The organism is Rathayibacter sp. VKM Ac-2929, assembly GCF_022815495.1.
Taxonomy (GTDB): domain Bacteria; phylum Actinomycetota; class Actinomycetes; order Actinomycetales; family Microbacteriaceae; genus Rathayibacter; species Rathayibacter festucae.
Window position 1 is genome coordinate 224,366 of the sequence record NZ_JALGRV010000002.1, and the last position, 17,582, is coordinate 241,947.

The window sequence follows — 17,582 nt, forward strand, 5'->3', positions numbered from 1 at the left end:
AGAACCGCGACGCGACGTCCTGCTTCCTCTCACACAGGACGGCATGGTGCACGCTGATACTGTTCCACCGCCTCCGCCCCGGCGGACCGTCCACGTCCCCGCCCGAATCGGAACCAGATGCTCTCGCTCACCATCGTCACCCCCACGTACAACGAAGCGGACAACATCGCCGAGCTGCTGCGCCGGGTCGCCGCCGCTGTGGCCCGCGAGACCGACGTCGTCGTCCGCTCGGTCGTCGTCGACGACTCCTCGCCGGACGGGACGGCGGAGAAGGCGCGTGCCCTGGCGGCCGAGCTCGAGACCCCGTCGTACTCGGTGCAGGTGCTCGAGCGCGCGACCAAGGAGGGGCTCGGCGCGGCCTACCTCTGGGCGTTCGAGCGGATCCTCGAGGCCGACGACGCCCCGGACTGCATCCTGCAGATGGACGCCGACCTCTCGCACGACCCGAAGTACCTCGCCGACTTCCTCCGCGAGGTGCGCGCGGGCGCCGACCTCGTCGTCGCGTCCCGCTACATCCCCGGCGGCGGCACCCCGGACTGGACGCTCGACCGCAAGATCCTCAGCCGCGGCGGCAACATCTACGCCCGCGCGATCCTGGGCTCCCGCCTCACCGACTGGACCGGCGGCTTCAACCTCTTCAGCCGCGAGCTGCTCGAGCGGATCCACTTCGAGACCGTCGACGCCACCGGCTACGGCTTCCAGATCGCGCTCAAGCACCGCGCGCTCACCGCCGCGCGGCGGGTGCGCGAGATCCCCATCGTCTTCCTCGATCGCACGGAGGGGACCTCGAAGATCCCCGGCAACACCCTGCTCCGCAGCCTCCTGCTCGTCCTGCGCATCCGCCTCGGACGCGACGGGTCGCGATGACGGCGGTCGCCACCGCTCCCTCCCGTCGCTGGGCCGTCGTCCTCGAGGCGGCCGGCCTGCTCCTCGTCCTCGCGGCGACGCTGCTCGTGCTCGGCCGCCTGTCGTCGACTCCGTGGTGGGAGTACCTGCTGTCGGACGGCGACTCGCTGGCGCTCCCGCTCCTGGTGCGCTCGGTCGCCGAGGGCGAGCCGTTCCAGTGGGTGATGACGAGTCAGCTCCTGCTGTTCCCGGAGCTCCCGCTCTACCTGGTGAGCCTCGCGCTCTCCGGCGGATCGGTCGTCGGCGCGCTCGTGGTGAACGCCTTCGTCAACGCCGCCGCGCTCTACGGCTGCGTGCGCTGGCTGGCCGCGCGGGTGCTGGCCGGGCGCACCCGGCCGTGGCGGGTGAGCGCCGCCGCGCTGGCGACCGGGACCGTCGTCGTGCTCGCCGCCACCGAGGGCCGGGGGCTGATCAACTCGGGCGCCTTCGCGAGCGGGATCCTGCTGACCACCTACTACTCCGGGGTGGCGCTGGCCGCCGTGCTCGCCCTCGCCCTGATGGCCGAGGCGAGCGGCGGCTTCGATCCCGCGCGGCCGCCGTCGCGGGTCCGCACGGCGTGGGCGCTCGTCGGGGCGGTCCTGGTGTCCGCGGCGACGACGCTCTCCAATCCGCTCTTCGCCCTCCAGTTCACCGCGCCGGCCGTCGTCTCGCTGCTGGCGGTGCTCGTGCTCCGGCGGATGTCGTGGCGGCGCGCGCTGCTGATCTCCGCCGCGCTGGTCGCGGGCGCGGGGATCGGCTACGCGGCCCGGGACGCGGTCGCCCGGTTCGTCGCCGTCGACGCCGGGACCTACGTGCACCTCGAGCGCGCGGGTGCCGCGGTCGACGGGTTCCTCCTGCAGCTGCGCGACGTGGGGTCGGCTCCCACCGGGAAGCTCGAGATCCTGATCGTCGGCGTGCTGCTGCTGGCCGCGCTGGTCACCCTGGTCCTCGCCGTCGCGACCCAGGTGCGGCCCGAGACGCCGTGGGCGGTCGCGGACTCGAGCGTGGTCCTGGCGACCTTCGTGCTCGTCGCCTCCGCCTCCCTCGTCCTCGGGCAGATCGTCACCGGCAGCCTGGTCAGCCGCTATCTGCTGCCGCTCGCGGTCTTCCCCGCGCTGATGCTGCTGCCCGCCTCCCAGGACTGGATCCCGCGCCGTCTCGCCGCGCGCGTCCCGCTGCTCCGGCCGCGCAGCTTCTCCACCGGCGTGCGCGCGGCGCTCGCCGGTGCCGTGGCGCTCGTGGTCGTCGCAGCGGGCGTCGTCGCCGGGCCCGCGGTCCGGGCGGCGGCGGAGCAGGCCGGCAGCACGCCGGAGCGCGCCTGCCTCGAGCAGTGGCTCGACGGCCGCGAGCTCTCGGGCGTCGGCTCGTTCTGGAGCACGCGTCCGCTGGAGCTCTACGGGGACGCGTCGGTCGACGTGCAGCAGGTGAACTTCGACTTCACGGCGCAGCTCTGGATGAACAACGCCGCGTCCTACCGCGGCAAGGACTTCAGCTACGTCCTCGCCGACCGGGAGCCGGACTGGGCGGAGCTCGCGCTCGGCCACCTGGGCGAGCCCTCTGCCATCACCGCCTGCCCGACGTTCGACGTCTACGACTACGCGGGCACCCCCGGGGAGACCGCGCTGAACGCGATCGTCGGCGCCAGCATCGAGAAGGCGAGCGCCGAGCGTGGCTTCTGAGACGTGGGCCGCCCCCCGCCCCCGCCTGCGGCGGATCGGGCGCGAGCTCGGCTGGGCCGCCGCCGCCGCGCTGGTGAGCGTGCTGGCGGCGATGATCGCCCTCGGCGCGACCCCGGGCTCGCTCGCCGAGCGCTGGCGGGCGGGCGGCGACGACCAGATCCTGCACTACCTGCTGTTCCGCAGCGCCACCCAGGCCTTCCCATTCGCCGAGAACGGCGCGCTCGCCTTCCCCTCGGGCTACAACTCGTTCTACACGGCGCAGTTCGACGTCGCGTCCGCGCTGACCGCCTCGGCCCTCGCGCTGGTGATCCACGACGGCTTCCTGCTGCTGAACGTCTTCTACCTGCTCACCTTCGCCTTCGTCGCGCTGACCGGCTACGCCTTCTTCCGCTGCCTCCGTGTGCCGGCCTGGTCGAGCGCGCTCGTCGCCGTCGTCTTCAGCCTCGCGCCGTACCACTTCCAGCGGATCGGGGCGGGGCACGCCTTCCTCGCCAACTACTGGGCGATCCCGCTGCTGGGCGTCCTGATCCTGGTGGTGGCGGGGGAGCGCACCGATCCGTTCCGGGCCTGGCGGCTGCGCGGGGCGACGCGCCGAGCGCGGCTGCTGCGCGGCGCCGTCCCGGTGGTGGTGCTGCCGCTGCTCATCGCGACGACGGGCGGCTACTACTACGTCTTCAGCGTGCTGGTGCTCGGCGGCGTCTGGCTGCTCGGCGCACTGGCCGGGCTCGCGACCCGGGTGCCGCTGCGCGCGGTGCTGGCGCGCGTCCTGCCGCTGGGCGTGCTCGGCGTCCTGGTGGCGGTCGAGCTGGTGCTGCTGGGCGGCGACTGGGGGGAGCGCTACGCGCCGTACTTCGAGAGCCGCGGGGTGGGGGAGTCGGAGGACTTCGCCGGCAAGATCCTCTCGCTCTTCCTGCCGTGGCAGGGCACCGAGGTGCCCAAGATCGGCGCGCTGACGAACATCTACCAGGTGACCACGGCGGTCGCGGTCAACACCGAGCCGCCCGGGCTGCCGCTGATCGCGATCGCGGGGCTGTGCCTGATGCTGGTCAGCCTGCCGCTGCTCGGGCTGGTCGGCGGGCGAGCGCTCCGGGTCACCGCCTTCGGCCGCTTCGTCTCGGACGAGCACGTGCGGGTGCTCGCCGTGGCGGCGCTCTGGACGCTGCTGTTCTACGTGGTGACCGGCTTCGGGATGGCGGTCGCGCTGATCGCGGGGTCGACCATCCGGGCCTGGTCGCGGCTCTCGATCGTGCTGGCGCTGCTGGCGCTCGGCGTCGTGGCGATCGGACTCGCGCGGATCGGCCGGCGCTGGATCCGGATCGCGGTGGTCGCGCTCGTCGTGGTCGTCGGCGTGCTCGACCAGCTCGCCGGGGTCGCCCGGATGGTGCCGATCGCGCCGACCGAGGACGCCGAGATGACCGACTTCGTCGCGAAGGCCGATGCGGCGCTGCCGGACGGCTGCGGCGTCGTGCAGCTGCCGATCAAGAGCTTCCCCGACAGCGGGTCGGTCGGCCGGATGGCCGACTACGACGAGGCGCTGCCCTACCTCTACACGGAGGGCGCGAACCTGGAGTGGAGCTACGGCGCGGTCCGCGGCACCACCGGGTTCGACGTCTTCGGCGGGGCGAGCACGCCCGAGGACTTCGCCGCCGCGGTCGAGGCGAGCGGCGCGTGCGCCGTGTACGTCGACACGGCGGCCTACGTCGGCCGCGAGGGCGCCTGGTACGGCGACGTGCTCGCGGCGAGCGGCTCGCTCACCCCGATCGCGCAGTCCTCGTCCGGACGCTGGCTGGTCTTCCCCGTCGAGGGCTGACGGGGCGGGTCTCGATACGCCGCTGCGCGGCTGCTCGACCAGCATGAAGGGGGCCCTGCGGGGCTGCTCGCCCGGTATGAAGGGGGCCCTGCGGGGCTTCGCTGCTTTCGGGGAGCGGGCTGCACTCCATGCTGATCGAGCAGCCCGCGGAGCGGGCGCATCGCGATCGACCGTCGCCGGTCGAGTCAGTACAGGCTCCAGGGCTGGGAGGTGACGGCGAACGGCTCGTCGTAGAAGTAGACGGTGTAGCCGCCGCGGACGATGCGCTCGTGCGGGGGCAGCAGGGTGGAGGTCCGCAGCTCCTGGTCGTTGTAGTCGCCGGTCGTGACGACGATCACGGGCGGGCCGTCGGCCTGCGCCAGGGCGTCGTAGCCGGGGTAGCGGCGGGTGACGAGGGCGGCGACCGTGACCTCCTCGTTCGTGGACGCGGTCATCGCGTAGCTGAGCCAGTAGTCGCCCCAGACGTGCTCGGCGCCGCGGCGCTCGAGCAGCTCGACCACCGCGCGGTAGCCGCCGTCGAAGCGGTTCGAGGTGTCGCTCCGGAACCCCTCCGAGCGGTCCCACACTCCCGAGACGGTCAGCGCCGCCGCGACGAGCACCGCGACCAGGGCGACCGGTCGCCAGCGCGCGAGAAGCCACGCGCCCGCCAGGGCGAACGCGGGCATCAGGAAGACGCTGTAGCGCACCGAGTCGTAGTCGAGGTCGAGCCCGGCGCCGAGGATCAGCACGGCGCAGAGCAGCAGCGTGCCGGTGCCGACCAGCACCGGGGCGAGACGCCGCCGGACCGCGCCGACGAGGACCAGCCCGGCCAGCAGGACGACCGCGGTCCAGCCGACGATCGAGTCGGCCGGCTCGCCCGGGGCGACGGTGAACGCGACGGGGAGCATGTCGTGGAAGAGCGCGGTGACGCTGTCGATCGTCGGCTCCCAGTCGCTGGTGCCGGCGCCGAGCGGCGCGGTCGCGCTCGAGCTGCGCAGCGCCTCCAGGAGCCACGGCGAGCCGGCGACGACCGCCGTGCCGATGCCCAGCAGCCAGTGCAGCGGGCGCCGGATGTCGCGGATCACCAGCGCGAGGACGGCCGGGGCCGCCAGCGCGACGCTCATCGGCGAGGTCCAGAGCGCGAGACCGCTGAGCGCGCCCGCGGCGATCCAGGAGAGCAGCGGTCGCCGCAGCGACGCGGTGGCGACCGCGATCACGCCGAGCGCGACCACGATGCTCGGCCCGTAGAAGCCCGGGTCCCTGGTCGACACCTGGAGCAGGACGACGCCGGGGAACCAGAACAGCAGGCCGGCCGTGGCGCCCGCCACCGGACCGGCGAGACGCCGGGCGATCACGCGCAGGAGGACGGCCGCCCCGAGGAACCACAGCGAGGAGACGATCGCGAGCACCTCGATGTGCGCGCCGAAGGCGAGCATCGCCAGCCCGGCCGTGGTCTGCAGCAGCGTGCCGCCGTAGGACTGGCCCCAGAAGAAGGCGGGGAGCTCGCCGTCCGCGACGTGCTTGGCCATCAGGTAGACGACCGCGTGATCGGCGTCGAAGGTGTGCGCGGGACTGACGATGAAGAGGACCCGCAGAGCCAGGCCGACGGCCGCGAGGATCCAGAACACGAGACCCGCGGAGTGGGCGCCGAGCCGGCGCAGCGTGCGGGTGCCGCGACCGGGAGCCGGCGCGTCCTCGGTCGTCATCGTCAGCTCCCTGGGCACCCGGGCCGACGGATCGCAGCCGCAGAGAATCTAGTGCATGCGGGTGACAGGCACCGTCGACGGGCGCCCGCCTCCGGGCACTGGAGGTGCCCCGTGCTAACCTCTCCGATTGCCCGTCCGACGGGCGACCCCTCCTCCCCTCCAACGAAAGGCAGCCGTGACCGCATCGCGTCGCTTCCTCCTGGCCGGCGGGGCGGGCTTCCTCGGCTCGAACCTCGCCGCTGAGATCCTCCGCCGGGGGGACGAGGTCGTGGTGATCGACGACCTGATCACCGGCTCCACCCGCAACATCGGTCCGCTGCTGGCCCACCCGTGCTTCAGCTTCGTCCAGGACGACGCGGCGAACGCGCTCGCGGTGCCCGGTCCGTTCGACGTCGTGCTGCACTTCGCCTCGCCGGCGTCGCCGCCGCGATATCTGGCGCACCCGATCGAGACGCTGCACGCCGGCTCGACGGTGACCGAGGCGCTGCTCGAGGTCGCCAAGCGCGACGGCGCCCGCTTCGTCGTCTCCTCCACCTCCGAGGTCTACGGCGACCCGCACGTGCACCCGCAGCACGAGGAGTACTGGGGCAACGTCAACCCGAACGGGCCCCGCAGCGTCTACGACGAGGCCAAGCGCTACGCCGAGGCGATCACCTTCGCCTACCGCCGCTACTTCGACGTCGACACCGGCGTGGTGCGCATCTTCAACACCTACGGCCCGAACATGGACATCGACGACGGCCGCGCCGTCCCGGCGTTCGTGAAGGCGGCGCTGGCCGGCACCTCGATCCCGATGCACGGCGACGGCACCCAGACCCGCTCGCTGCTCTTCGTCGACGATCTCGTCGACGGGATCCTGCGGATGGCCGACTCGAAGGACGCGGGTCCGATCAACCTGGGCAGCGTCGACGAGCTGGAGCTGGGCGAGGTCGCCCGCCGCATCGTCGCGCTCGTCGGCAGCGACTCGGAGATCCACTACGAGCCCCGCCCGATCGACGACCCGGAGCGCCGGAAGCCCGACATCACCAAGGCGCGCGAGATCCTCGGCTGGCAGCCGACGATCCCGCTCGAGGACGGACTGGCGCGGACCATCGCCTGGTTCCGGGCCACCGTCGTCGCCGCGCCGTAGGCCGCCGCGCCCCGCCCTCCACCGCGCCCCGAACCCCTCGCGCCCCGAACCCCTCGCGCCCTGACCCCACCGCGCGCCGCAGCCCGCCCGGCGCCGTACGAGAGAGAATCCCGACGTGAAGCTTTCCATCCTCATGCCCGTCTACAACGAGCAGGCGACCCTCCAGAAGGCCGTCGACCGCGTCCTCGCGATCCAGTTCCAGGACGGCGTCGAGATCGAGTTCGTCATCGTGAACGACGGCAGCCGCGACCGCACGAAGCAGATCCTCGACGCGCTCGACGATCCCCGCATCCGCGTCTTCCACCAGCCGATGAACCAGGGCAAGGGCGCGGCGATCAGCCGGGCCGTGCAGGAGGCGACCGGCGACTACGTCATCATCTGCGACGCCGACGAGGAGTACCGGCCCAGCGAGATCCCCTCGCTCCTGCAGCCCGTCCTCGACGGCGAGGCGCAGCTGGTCTACGGCAGCCGCACCTTCGGCAGCCACACCTCGTTCTCCTACTGGTACGTCATCGGCAACAAGGGCGTGAACCTGATCACGAACGTGCTCTTCAACGCCTACGTCTCCGACGTCGAGACCTGCTTCAAGCTGATGCCGCTGAGCCTGTACCGCTCGCTGGAGATCAAGGAGAAGGGCTTCGGCATGGAGGCGGAGGTCACCGCGAAGCTGCTCGCCCGCGGCTACCGCCCCTACGAGGTCGGCATCAGCTACAAGGCCCGCACCCGCGAGGAGGGCAAGAAGATCACCGTCAAGGACGGCTTCGAGGCGCTCTGGATCCTCCTCAAGATCCGCGTCCGCGAGGGCTCGCGCACCCGTCCGCCGCAGACCGCGGGGATCTGAGCCGATGGCCAGGAGGGGTCCCGTCGCGCTCGCGAAGGCGCTGTACAGCGGCCTGATCTCGTACGTGCTGAAGTTCGGCGTCGTCGGGATCCTCGGCCTCGTCGTCGACGTCACCGTCTTCAATCTGCTGCGCGTCGGCGGGATCGGCGGCGAGCACCTCCTCTCCGGGCCCATCGGTGCGAAGGTCGTCGCGGTGGCCGCCGCGACGGTCGTGACCTGGTTCGGCAACCGCTACTGGACCTTCCGCGAGCACCGCCGCGCCAACTACCTGCTCGAGCTCGCCGAGTTCAGTGTCGTCGCGGTCGCCGGCATGCTGGTGAACCTGCTGCCGCTCTACATCTCGCACTACGTGCTCGGCTTCGACAACCTCGTCGCCGACAACATCTCCGCGAACGTGATCGGCCTCCTGCTCGCGACCGCCTTCCGGTTCGTGCTCTACCGCTTCTGGGTCTTCGGCCACCACCGCTCCGGCGGCGTCGTCGAGAAGCGCGAGGCGCAGATGGCGGCGGCGGCGCTGTTCGAGGACGACGCCGCGGCGGCGAACGACACCGCGTCGATCAAGCTCCGCTGACGTGCCCGCCTACAATGGCGGGGTGCCTGAAGAGACGACTGCCCTCACGCCCGCCGGAGACGGCCCGGACGCCACGGCTCCGGACGCCTCGGTTCCGATGACCGCGGCCCCGACCGCCACGACTCCGGACGCTCCTGCGTCCGAGTCGCGGACGCCGGAGACCGTCGAGGAGCTCCGCGCCCGCCTCGACGAGCTGCTGAACGACCCGCTCGACGAGTGGGCCGCGAACATGCACTTCGGCGGTGGCGCCCACTACGTCGCCGACTTCGAGAGCACGCTCTCGTGGCGGGTCACCCGCCCGCTCCGCGCGGCGCGCACCTTCCAGATCCGGGTCGGCCAGCTCGGCCTGCCGGGTGCGGTGCAGCACTCGATCCGCTACGCGCAGCGCCGCTTCGGCGGTCGCAGCCGGTGAACGCCGCCGACCTCGCGGGCCGTGACGCCCGCCGCGCCTTCGTGGTGCAGCGACTCGAGCAGATCGCCCCCTTCGTCCTCGACGACCCCGAGCAGGCCGCCGACCTCGCGCTCCGCGGTCCCGGCCCGTTCCTCGACGAGATCGCGCGCACCGTCCAGCGGCGCGACGCCGACGACCTGACCTGGCTGTCGCTCACCGCGTTCCTCGGCGTCTACCCGGTGCCGCACCTCTTCAGCTGGTTCAAGCGCTCGCTGCAGCTCGCGAAGCCGCACGAGGCGATGCGGGTCTTCCTCGTCGCCGGCACGCGCGCCTCGACCGGCTACCACGACCTCTCGACCACGCTCTCCGTCGTCACCGGCGCCGTCGTCGTGGACGTCGACTTCTGCGCGCGGAACTCGCACGCCACCGGCATCCAGCGCGTCGTCCGCCAGACGATGAAGCGCTGGCACCGCGACCACGACCCGATCCTCGCCGCCTGGGAGCACGGCTCGATGGCCCTGCGCCGCCTCGGCGAGGGCGAGCTCGAGCGCGTCATCGACTTCGAGACGAGCAGTGCCCGGGAGTGGGATCCGGGTCGCCCGGAGAGCGTCGACTTCATCGTGCCGTTCCGCTCCACCCTCGTCCTGCCCGAGGTCCCGGTCATCGGGATCTGCGCCCCGCTCGCCGCGCTCGCGGAGTTCTCCGGCAACACGGTGAGCCTGATCGGCTACGACGCGATCCCGGTCGTGAGCGCCGACACCGTTCCGCCGCAGGAGAGCCTGCGCTTCGTCAACTACCTCACCGTCGTCAAGCACTCCAGCCGGGTGGCCGGCATCAGCGAGGCCGCGACCCAGGAGTTCGCGGGCTTCAACGCCGCGCTCCCCGCGCAGGGCCTCGAGGGCCCCGAGCTCTCCACGGTCTCCCTCCCGGTCGAGGCGCCGCCGCTGGACGGCGAGCACCTCGAGGAGGAGGACGACCTCCCGCTCGTGCTCTCGGTCGGCAGCCACGAGCCGCGGAAGAACCACCTCGCGATCCTGTTCGCCGCAGAGGTGCTCTGGCGCGAGGGCAAGCGGTTCCGCCTGCGCTTCATCGGCGGCGGCAACCCGTGGGCCACGCAGGTCTTCGACGTCCGGATCCGCGAGGCCCAGCGCCGCGGTCGCACCGTGGAGGTCGTCCGCGGGGCCGGCGACGACGTGCTGCTCTCGTCCTATCGCAACGCGCGCTTCTTCGTCTTCCCCTCCACCCACGAGGGCTACGGACTCCCGGTCGCCGAGGCGCTCGCGCTCGGCATCCCCGCGATCACCTCGGACCGCGGCTCGCTCGCCGAGATCGCGGCCGACGGCGGCTGCATCACGGTCGACCCGTACGACGACGACCAGCTCACCGCCGCGATGCGCGAGCTGCTCGACTCCGACGAGCGGGTCGCCGAGCTCACCGCCGAGGCGCACGCGCGCCCGAAGCGGACCTGGAACGACTACTCCGCCGAGCTGTGGGCGGCCCTCGTGCCCTCCGCCTCGAGCGAGCAGGAGGAGAACGATGCGTGAGTCCACCGCCCTCGAGCGCCTGACGCTGCTGCTCGAGACCCTCGAGCCCACCACCGCGCCCTCGCGCGAGGTGCCGGCGCTCGTCCAGCAGGTCGCCGACGCGGTCGGCGAGCCGAGCTTCGAGCAGACCTGGCTCATGCTCGCGGTGGTGAACGCCGAGCTGCCCGTGCGCGAGCAGGTCGTCGAGTCGCGCCGCAGCGCCCGTCTCGACGGCGTCGCCGCGCTGCTGACCGGGCTGCTCCGGCCGACCCCGGCCTCCCGCGTGCTCGACGCCGTCCGCGCGCCGAGCACCGTCGTGATCGCCCGGCACGCCGTCCTGGTCGACGTGCACCACACCGCGCGCACGGGCCTCGCGACCGGGATCCAGCGGGTCGTCCGCACCACGATCGTCGAGTGGAACAGCCGGCACGACATCGGTCTCATCGTCTGGGACGACGCGATGACGGGCTTCCGCGAGGTCGGCAACGAGCTGCGGACGAACGCGCTCTACGGCTCCGCGCCGGACGCCAAGCTCGACGCGCACGCGCCCGTGGTCGTCCCGTGGGAGTCGCTCTACGTGCTCCCCGAGCTCGCGATCGAGGACGAGCGCAGCGGACGCCTCGCCGCCTTCACCGAGTTCAGCGGCAACGCGACGACGATGATCGGCCACGACTGCGTGCCGCTGACGACCGCGGAGACCGCGCACGGCGGGATCAGCGGCCAGTTCCCGCGGACGCTCGTCGCCGTCTCGCACATGGACCGGGTGACCACGGTCTCCCGTGCCTCCGAGACCGAGTACCGCGGCTGGCGCGGCATGCTCGAGGGCGAGAAGGGGCCGGAGATCGACGCGATCCCGCTGCCCGCCTCGGCCGGCGGCGACGACGACTTCGACGAGGCCGCGACCCGGCTGACCCTCGGGGCCGTGGGCGACGAGCCGCTGGTGGTCTGCATCGGCAGCCACGAGCCGCGCAAGAACCACCTCGCGGTACTGCACGCGGCCGAGCTGGCCTGGCGCTCCGGCGTCGAGTTCACGCTGGCCTTCATCGGCGGCAACGCCTGGAGCAGCGAGGAGTTCCAGGGGCGGATGCACGCGCTCCAGGACGAGGGCCGTCACGTCGACTCCTTCTCGGCGATCACCGACGAGCTGCTCTGGAGTGCCTACCGCAGCGCGACCTGCACGATCTTCCCCTCGCTGAACGAGGGCTTCGGGCTGCCCGTGGCCGAGTCGCTCGCGGTCGGCACGCCGGTGATCACCTCGGCCTTCGGCAGCATGAGGGACATCGCGGAGCAGGGCGGCGCGCTGCTCGTCGATCCGCGCGACGACCACTCGATCCGCGACGCGCTCGTGACGCTGCTGACCGACGACGAGGTGCACGCCCGGCTCACCGCCGAGGCGCGCGCCCGAGTCAACCGCACCTGGACCGAGTACGCCGACGAGGTCTGGACCTACGTCACGGCCGTCGCACCGGCGGGCGTCTCGACGCTCTGAGCGCGGGCTCGCGGGCGCTCGCCGTCCGCGGGCTCAGCGGCCCGCGAGCTCCCGCGCGGCCCGCACGAGCGCCTCGGCGGCCTCGCTCCACGGGGCGATCCGGCCGGGCTCGACCCGCCGGGGGCGTGCGAGAGCGGTCTCGATCGCGCTCCGCAGCGCGTCCTCGTCGCCGACCGGGACGAACGTCGCCGCCGCCTCGTGCCCGCGGAGCGCGTCGTGGATCCCCGGGATGTCGGAGACGATGACGGGCGTGCCGGTGGCGACCGCCTCCAGGGCGGGCAGGCCGAAGCCCTCGTGCAGCGAGACGAGCGCGAGCGCGTCGGCACCGGTCATCAGGGCGGGCATCTCCGCGTCCTCGACGAAGACCGGCGAGAGCCGGACGTCGGCGCCCGCCGCGGCGGCCCGGGCGACGGCCTCGCGGACGTCCTCGTCGTCCCAGGCCGTCGCGCCGACGATCAGCAGGGTGCAGCCGGCCGGGCGGTCGGCGGCCGCGAAGGCGCGGACGAGCGCCGCGACGTTCTTCCGCGGCTCGACGGCGCCCACGTAGAGCAGGTAGCGCTCGACGCCGACGCGCGCGGTGACGGCGGCGACCTCGTCGGCCTGTCGGGGACGGAAGTCGGCCGCGTCGACCGTCGTCGGCAGGATCCGCAGCCGCTCGCCCGCGACGCCGAGGTGCCGCTCGATCTCGCCGGCCGCGGACGCGGTGCCGGTGGCGACCAGGTCGGAGCGGGCCAGCCAGCCGGGCATCCGGGCCTGCAGGAGGGCGCGGCGGGCCGCCGGGACGAGCTCGGGCGCGACGGCGAAGCAGGCGTCGTGCACGAAGGTGATCGCCCGCGAGCGGCGGCTGAGCGCCCAGTTGCGGTAGTTGGGGAAGAAGTAGACCCCGCGGCCGACCAGCGGGTCGATCGGCACCGGCGTCCGGGTCAGCAGGCCGACCAGGCGCCGGGGGAGCGGGATGCCGCGCACGCGGAAGCCGAGCCCGTGCCGGGTGATCGCGGCGGTCTCGGACGCGGGGGCGAAGAGGACCACCTCGACCTCGCGGCGGAAGCGCTCCTCGCCGAGGGCGCGCAGCGTCTCCAGCAGCACGTGCCCGACCCCGGTGAGCCGCTCGGCCGCGAGGGGGCTCGCGTCGACGAGCAGCCGCGCCGGGCGTGCGGTCACGCCCGGGTGACGCCGTCGACGGTGGCCGAGGCGGCCACGCTCACGAGGCCGACGCGCTTGTCGCTGCGCTCGACGGTGAAGCGCGCGCCGACCGGCACGCGGACGAACTCGCCGTTGCCGAGCGTGGAGGCCGACGCGTGCACGGCGTAGGTGCCGCCGCCGAAGCGGATGTCCGGGAGGGAGAACGTGATGGTCGTCTGCTCCGTGAGCGGCGGGTGCTCGAAGCCGAGGCGCATGGTGTTGGTGCCGAAGACCACCTGGCCGAGCGGGGTGTCCACGCCCATGCCGACGAACCAGTTCTCGACCGGGGCGCCGCTGAGCGGGCGCAGGGTCACCGACACCGTCAGGTCGTCGCCGGGGCGCAGGGTGCGGTTGCCCTCCTCGACCGTGCCGCCCTCGAGCTCGACGCTGACGATCTCGGCGGCGGGCAGCGGCTCGGGCTCCTCGCCGGCCTCCTCCGCCTCGACGATCGCCTCGGCGGTCTCGCGCTCGACGCGCTCCTGGCGGGAGTTCTCGAAGCCGTTGCGCAGGACCTCGAGGCCGCGGGCGGTCTCACCGTCGTAGATGACGTTGCCGTGCTGCAGGACGACGGTGCGGTCGCAGAGCTCGCCGACCTGCTCGAGCGAGTGGGTGACCAGCACGATGGTCTTGCCCGCGCGCTGGAACGCGCGGATGCGGTCCATGCACTTGCGCTGGAACGGCTCGTCGCCGACCGCGAGGACCTCGTCGACCAGCAGGAGGTCGGGGTCGGTGTGGATGGCGATCGCGAAGGCGAGCCGCACGTACATGCCGGAGGAGTAGAACTTCACCTGCGTGTCGATGAAGTCGACGATCTCGGAGAACTCGACGATCGAGTCGAACTTCTCCTCGAGCTCGCGGCGGGAGAGCCCGAGGATCGCGCCGTTGAGGAAGACGTTCTCGCGGCCGGTGAGGTCGGGGTGGAAGCCCGCGCCGAGCTCGAGCAGCGCCGCGAGGCGCCCGCGGCGCTCGACGGTCCCGGTGGTGGGCTGGATGATGCCGCCGATGAGCTTGAGCAGCGTGCTCTTGCCGGAGCCGTTCGCGCCGATCAGGCCGACCGTGGAGCCGAGCGGGATCTCGAGGTCGATGTCGCGCAGCGCCCAGAAGTCGTCGCGGTGCTGCTTGCCGCGGCCGAAGTTGACGATGCGCTCCTTGACGCTCTTGTCCTTGCGGATCACGAAGCGCTTGGAGGCGTTCTGGACGCGGATGATGGTCGGCATCTCGGTCGACTCGGGAAGGGCGACCTCGGACTCGAGCGTCATGGGATCAGATCTCCTGTGCGAAGTTGCCCTCGAGGCGGCGGAAGACGCGGTGGGCGAGCCACACGAGCACGACCCCGACCAGGAAGACGATGAAGAGGTGGAGGGCCATGTCGGCCGGCCACGGCTGACCGGCGACGGTGTTGAAGCTGCCGTCGGCCTGCTCGACCTGGGTCTCCCGCGAGCCGGGGCCCCAGATCGCCCGCTGGAAGGCGAGCATCGCGTTGGTCATCGGGTTGAGCAGGTAGATCTGCTCGAGCCAGCCCGGCACGGTCTGGACGACGAAGGACCACGCGTAGGTGATCGGCGAGAGCCAGAAGAAGATCAGCAGGCCGACCTCGACGAGGAACTGGATGTCGCGGAGGTAGACGTTGAGCGCCGAGAGCGCGAGCGCGAGGGCCAGGCCGTAGACCAGGGTGACCGCGAGCGCCGGGATGATGAAGAGCAGCTGCCAGCTGACGTTGAGCGCCCCGAGCGCGATCGCGCCCACGATCAGCACCAGGAACTGCACGGCGAAGTTGAACAGCGCGGCGCCGATGGTGGCGACCGGGAAGATCTCGCGCGGCAGGTAGACCTTCTTGATCAGTCCCGCGTTCGCGAGGATCGAGGTCGTGCCGGTGGCGACGATCTCGCTGAACAGGTTCCACAGCGTCAGGCCGCAGAAGACGAAGATCGCGAAGACGGGGATGCCGCGGGCGGCGCCGAGGAACTGGCCGATCGCCACGTAGTAGATCATCAGCATCACGAGCGGGCGGATGAGGGTCCAGACGAAGCCGAGGCTCGAGTCCTTGTAGCGCGCCTTCAGCTCGCGGTTGACGAGCAGCTTGAGCAGCTCGCGGTGCCGGAAGATGTCGATCAGCGACGAGACGAAGCCGCCCGAGCGCTGACCCGGCTGGGTCCCGCTCTGATGGAACGGCTCCTGTGCGATCGCGTCGACGCGGTCGGCCGCGCGCGTGATCGTCGTTTTCCTGCTGCTCATCGGACTCCCAGCCCTAGCACTGCCGGGGCGGCAGCCAGATCATTGTACGTAACGCCTGCGCCGCCGCACGGCGACGGGCGCTGGACGGCGGCGGGTGCTCAGCCCGCGGCGCGGGCGAGCTCGAGGTCGTGCTCGACCATCCGGGCGACGATCTCCTCGAAGGCGACCGTCGGGGCCCAGCCGAGCTCGGCCCGGGCCTTCGACGCGTCGCCGCGCATCTCCGGGGCGTCGACCGGGCGGGCGAAGCGCGGATCGATCCGGATCCGGTCCTCCCAGGCGTCGATGCCGGCGGCGGCGAAGGCCGCGCCGACGAACTCGCGGACGGAGTGCGCGACACCGGTCGCGACGACGTAGTCGCCGGCCGACCCGGCGCGCGAGGCGCGGACGAGAGCGTCCACGTAGTCGGGCGCCCACCCCCAGTCGCGGCGGGCGTCGAGGTTGCCGAGCGAGAGCTCGGACTCGGTGCCCGCGGCGATCGCGGCGACGCCGGCCGTGATCTTCCGGGTGACGAAGCTCTCGGGGCGGCGGGGCGACTCGTGGTTGTAGAGGATCGCGGAGGACGCGTGCAGGCCGCGGCCGCGGTAGACCCCGACGAGGTGGTGCGCGAAGGCCTTCGCCGCGCCGTAGGGCGAGACGGGGCGGATCGGCGTCGACTCGGTCTGCGGGTTCTCGGTCGCCGCGCCGAAGATCTCCGAGGAGGAGGCCTGCACGAAGCGCACCTCGCGGCCCGTCGACTCCTGCATGGCCAGCGCGGCCTCGAGCAGCGCGGCGACGGCCGTGCCGGTCACCTCGGCGGTCAGCACCGGCTCCTGCCACGACTGCGCCACCGAGGAGATCCCGGCGAGATGGAAGACCGTGTCGGGCCGCGCCTCGGCGATCACGCGGCCGAGGCCGGCGGCATCGCGGAGGTCGCCCTGGAAGGGGCGGACGGACGCGGGCAGGGAGGCGTCCTCGTCGCGCACGAGCGCGGAGACCTCCCAGCCGTCGGCGAGCAGACGCTCGACGAGGTAGCCCCCGTCCTGTCCGCTCGCCCCGGTGACGAACGCTGCGGGCACGGCGGCTACTTGATCAGCGCGGACTGCTCGGCGAGGTCGTTCTCGACCATCATCGAGACGAGCTCCGGGAAGGAGACCTTGGGCTGCCAGTCGAGCACGTCGCGCGCCTTCGCCGGGTCGCCGATGAGCAGGTCGACCTCGGCCGGGCGCATGAACGCGGGGTTCTGCGTGACGTAGGGGGTCCAGTCCTCGATGCCGACGTGGTTGAAGGCGATGTCGAGGTACTCGCGGATCTCGTGGGTCTCGCCGGTGGCGACCACGTAGTCGTCGCCCTCGGGCTGCTGCAGCATCCGCCACATCGCGTCGACGTAGTCGCCGGCGAAGCCCCAGTCGCGCTTGGCGTCGAGGTTGCCGAGCTCCAGCGTCTCCTGGAGGCCGAGCTTGATGCGGGCCACCGCGAGGCTGATCTTGCGCGTGACGAACTCCGGGCCGCGGCGGGGCGACTCGTGGTTGAAGAGGATGCCCGACGAGGCGTGCATGCCGTAGGACTCGCGGTAGTTGATGGTCATGTAGTGACCGAAGACCTTGGCGACGCCGTAGGGCGAGCGCGGCCAGAGGAGGGTCTCCTCGCTCTGGGGGACCTGCTGGACCTTGCCGAACATCTCGGACGAGGACGCCTGGTAGAACTTCACGCGCGACATGTCGTCGCCGGCGTAGAGGCGCACGGCCTCGAGGATGTTGAGCACGCCCTTGCCGGTCACGTCGGTCGTGAGCGACGCGTTCTCCCACGAGTAGGCGACGAACGAGATCGCGCCGAGGTTGTAGACCTCGTCGGGCTGCGAGGCGGCGAGCACGCGCACGAGGCTCGACACGTCGGTCAGGTCACCGGTGAGCAGCGTCACCTCGGGGACGGTGCGGCGGACGAGCTCGTACTTGGGGTTGTTCTGCCCACGGACGAGCCCGAAGACCTCGTAGCCCTTCTCGAGCAGCAGCTCGGCGAGGTAGAGGCCGTCCTGGCCGGTGATTCCGGTGATCAAAGCGCGGGGCACGTGGTGGTCCGTTTCGTCGGGGTCGGTGACAGCGGGCTACATACTACCCACCGGCCTCCGCCGCGCCGGGGAGCACCCGCCGGAGGCGCTCCGCGGCGCGGGGGTCGGGCGCGGGTAG

15 protein-coding genes are annotated in these 17,582 nt (G+C 72.3%); 9 read left to right on the forward strand and 6 right to left on the reverse strand.

Going from position 1 to position 17,582, the window contains the following annotated elements; translation table 11 throughout:
- The first annotated feature begins 117 nt into the window (after positions 1 to 117).
- The 3 genes from MT355_RS05695 to MT355_RS05705 are packed head-to-tail and all read left to right on the forward strand — an operon-like array spanning position 118 to position 4,374.
- Complete coding sequence (locus MT355_RS05695; protein ID WP_123735223.1) at positions 118 to 867, forward strand: polyprenol monophosphomannose synthase; 750 nt, start codon at positions 118 to 120, stop codon at positions 865 to 867.
- On the forward strand, positions 864 to 2,564 hold the full coding sequence (locus tag MT355_RS05700; RefSeq protein WP_243598843.1) for a hypothetical protein: 1,701 nt from the start codon (positions 864 to 866) through the stop codon (positions 2,562 to 2,564). The genes MT355_RS05695 and MT355_RS05700 overlap by 4 nt, the downstream gene beginning before the upstream one ends.
- Positions 2,554 to 4,374, forward strand: a complete 1,821-nt coding sequence (locus tag MT355_RS05705) for a hypothetical protein (protein WP_243598844.1) — start codon at positions 2,554 to 2,556, stop codon at positions 4,372 to 4,374. Before MT355_RS05700 ends, MT355_RS05705 begins: the two co-directional genes overlap by 11 nt.
- Positions 4,375 to 4,559: 185 nt before the next feature.
- On the opposite strand, the gene MT355_RS05710 is transcribed toward MT355_RS05705, so the two are convergent.
- On the reverse strand, positions 4,560 to 6,059 hold the full coding sequence (locus MT355_RS05710; protein ID WP_243598845.1) for a glycosyltransferase family 39 protein: 1,500 nt from the start codon (positions 6,057 to 6,059) through the stop codon (positions 4,560 to 4,562).
- 175 nt (positions 6,060 to 6,234) lie between these two features.
- On the opposite strand from MT355_RS05710, the gene MT355_RS05715 reads away from it, so the two are divergent.
- The 6 genes from MT355_RS05715 (at position 6,235) to MT355_RS05740 (ending at position 12,003) form a co-directional block, all read left to right on the forward strand.
- Positions 6,235 to 7,188 (forward strand): NAD-dependent epimerase/dehydratase family protein, encoded by a 954-nt coding sequence (locus MT355_RS05715; protein WP_243598846.1) that lies wholly within the window; start codon positions 6,235 to 6,237, stop codon positions 7,186 to 7,188.
- Positions 7,189 to 7,303: 115 nt separating this feature from the next.
- Positions 7,304 to 8,029 carry a glycosyltransferase family 2 protein gene (locus tag MT355_RS05720; protein ID WP_243598847.1) on the forward strand — a complete coding sequence of 242 codons (726 nt, stop codon included), beginning with the start codon at positions 7,304 to 7,306 and terminating at the stop codon, positions 8,027 to 8,029.
- Positions 8,030 to 8,033: 4 nt separating this feature from the next.
- Positions 8,034 to 8,600 carry a GtrA family protein gene (locus tag MT355_RS05725; protein WP_123735229.1) on the forward strand — a complete coding sequence of 189 codons (567 nt, stop codon included), beginning with the start codon at positions 8,034 to 8,036 and terminating at the stop codon, positions 8,598 to 8,600.
- Between the two features lie 22 nt (positions 8,601 to 8,622).
- The gene (locus MT355_RS05730; RefSeq protein WP_243598848.1) at positions 8,623 to 9,012 is read left to right on the forward strand and encodes a hypothetical protein; all 390 of its coding nucleotides are present in this window, start codon (positions 8,623 to 8,625) and stop codon (positions 9,010 to 9,012) included.
- On the forward strand, positions 9,009 to 10,535 hold the full coding sequence (locus tag MT355_RS05735) for a glycosyltransferase family 1 protein (RefSeq protein ID WP_243598849.1): 1,527 nt from the start codon (positions 9,009 to 9,011) through the stop codon (positions 10,533 to 10,535). The genes MT355_RS05730 and MT355_RS05735 overlap by 4 nt, the downstream gene beginning before the upstream one ends.
- Complete coding sequence (locus MT355_RS05740) at positions 10,528 to 12,003, forward strand: glycosyltransferase family 1 protein (RefSeq protein ID WP_243598850.1); 1,476 nt, start codon at positions 10,528 to 10,530, stop codon at positions 12,001 to 12,003. Before MT355_RS05735 ends, MT355_RS05740 begins: the two co-directional genes overlap by 8 nt.
- A 33-nt stretch (positions 12,004 to 12,036) precedes the next feature.
- Here MT355_RS05740 and MT355_RS21540 read toward each other — a convergent pair whose 3' ends face one another.
- The 5 genes from MT355_RS21540 to MT355_RS05765 all read right to left on the reverse strand — a co-directional run bounded on the left by MT355_RS21540 (position 12,037) and on the right by MT355_RS05765 (position 17,464).
- Positions 12,037 to 13,164: a glycosyltransferase family 1 protein gene (locus MT355_RS21540; RefSeq protein ID WP_243598851.1), complete on the reverse strand. Its 1,128-nt coding sequence runs from the start codon at positions 13,162 to 13,164 to the stop codon at positions 12,037 to 12,039.
- Positions 13,161 to 14,444, reverse strand: a complete 1,284-nt coding sequence (locus tag MT355_RS05750; protein WP_243598852.1) for an ABC transporter ATP-binding protein — start codon at positions 14,442 to 14,444, stop codon at positions 13,161 to 13,163. The genes MT355_RS21540 and MT355_RS05750 overlap by 4 nt, the downstream gene beginning before the upstream one ends.
- Positions 14,445 to 14,448: 4 nt before the next feature.
- The gene (locus tag MT355_RS05755; protein ID WP_123735234.1) at positions 14,449 to 15,420 is read right to left on the reverse strand and encodes an ABC transporter permease; all 972 of its coding nucleotides are present in this window, start codon (positions 15,418 to 15,420) and stop codon (positions 14,449 to 14,451) included.
- 98 nt (positions 15,421 to 15,518) lie between these two features.
- Positions 15,519 to 16,475, reverse strand: coding sequence for a GDP-mannose 4,6-dehydratase (locus MT355_RS05760; protein ID WP_243598853.1), 957 nt, complete (start codon positions 16,473 to 16,475; stop codon positions 15,519 to 15,521).
- 5 nt (positions 16,476 to 16,480) lie between these two features.
- Positions 16,481 to 17,464, reverse strand: coding sequence for a GDP-mannose 4,6-dehydratase (locus MT355_RS05765; protein WP_123444375.1), 984 nt, complete (start codon positions 17,462 to 17,464; stop codon positions 16,481 to 16,483).
- Positions 17,465 to 17,582: the final 118 nt, after the last annotated feature.

Excerpts from the sequence above, each read along its gene's own strand:
- MT355_RS05755 (WP_123735234.1), bottom strand. The coding sequence starts at position 15,420 with ATGAGCAGCAGGAAAACGACGATCACGCGCGCGGCCGACCGCGTCGAC.
- MT355_RS05750 (WP_243598852.1), bottom strand. The coding sequence starts at position 14,444 with ATGACGCTCGAGTCCGAGGTCGCCCTTCCCGAGTCGACCGAGATGCCG.
- MT355_RS05740 (WP_243598850.1), top strand. The coding sequence starts at position 10,528 with ATGCGTGAGTCCACCGCCCTCGAGCGCCTGACGCTGCTGCTCGAGACC.
- MT355_RS05710 (WP_243598845.1), bottom strand. The coding sequence starts at position 6,059 with ATGACGACCGAGGACGCGCCGGCTCCCGGTCGCGGCACCCGCACGCTG.
- MT355_RS05695 (WP_123735223.1), top strand. The coding sequence starts at position 118 with ATGCTCTCGCTCACCATCGTCACCCCCACGTACAACGAAGCGGACAAC.
- MT355_RS05725 (WP_123735229.1), top strand. The coding sequence starts at position 8,034 with ATGGCCAGGAGGGGTCCCGTCGCGCTCGCGAAGGCGCTGTACAGCGGC.
- MT355_RS05700 (WP_243598843.1), top strand. The coding sequence starts at position 864 with ATGACGGCGGTCGCCACCGCTCCCTCCCGTCGCTGGGCCGTCGTCCTC.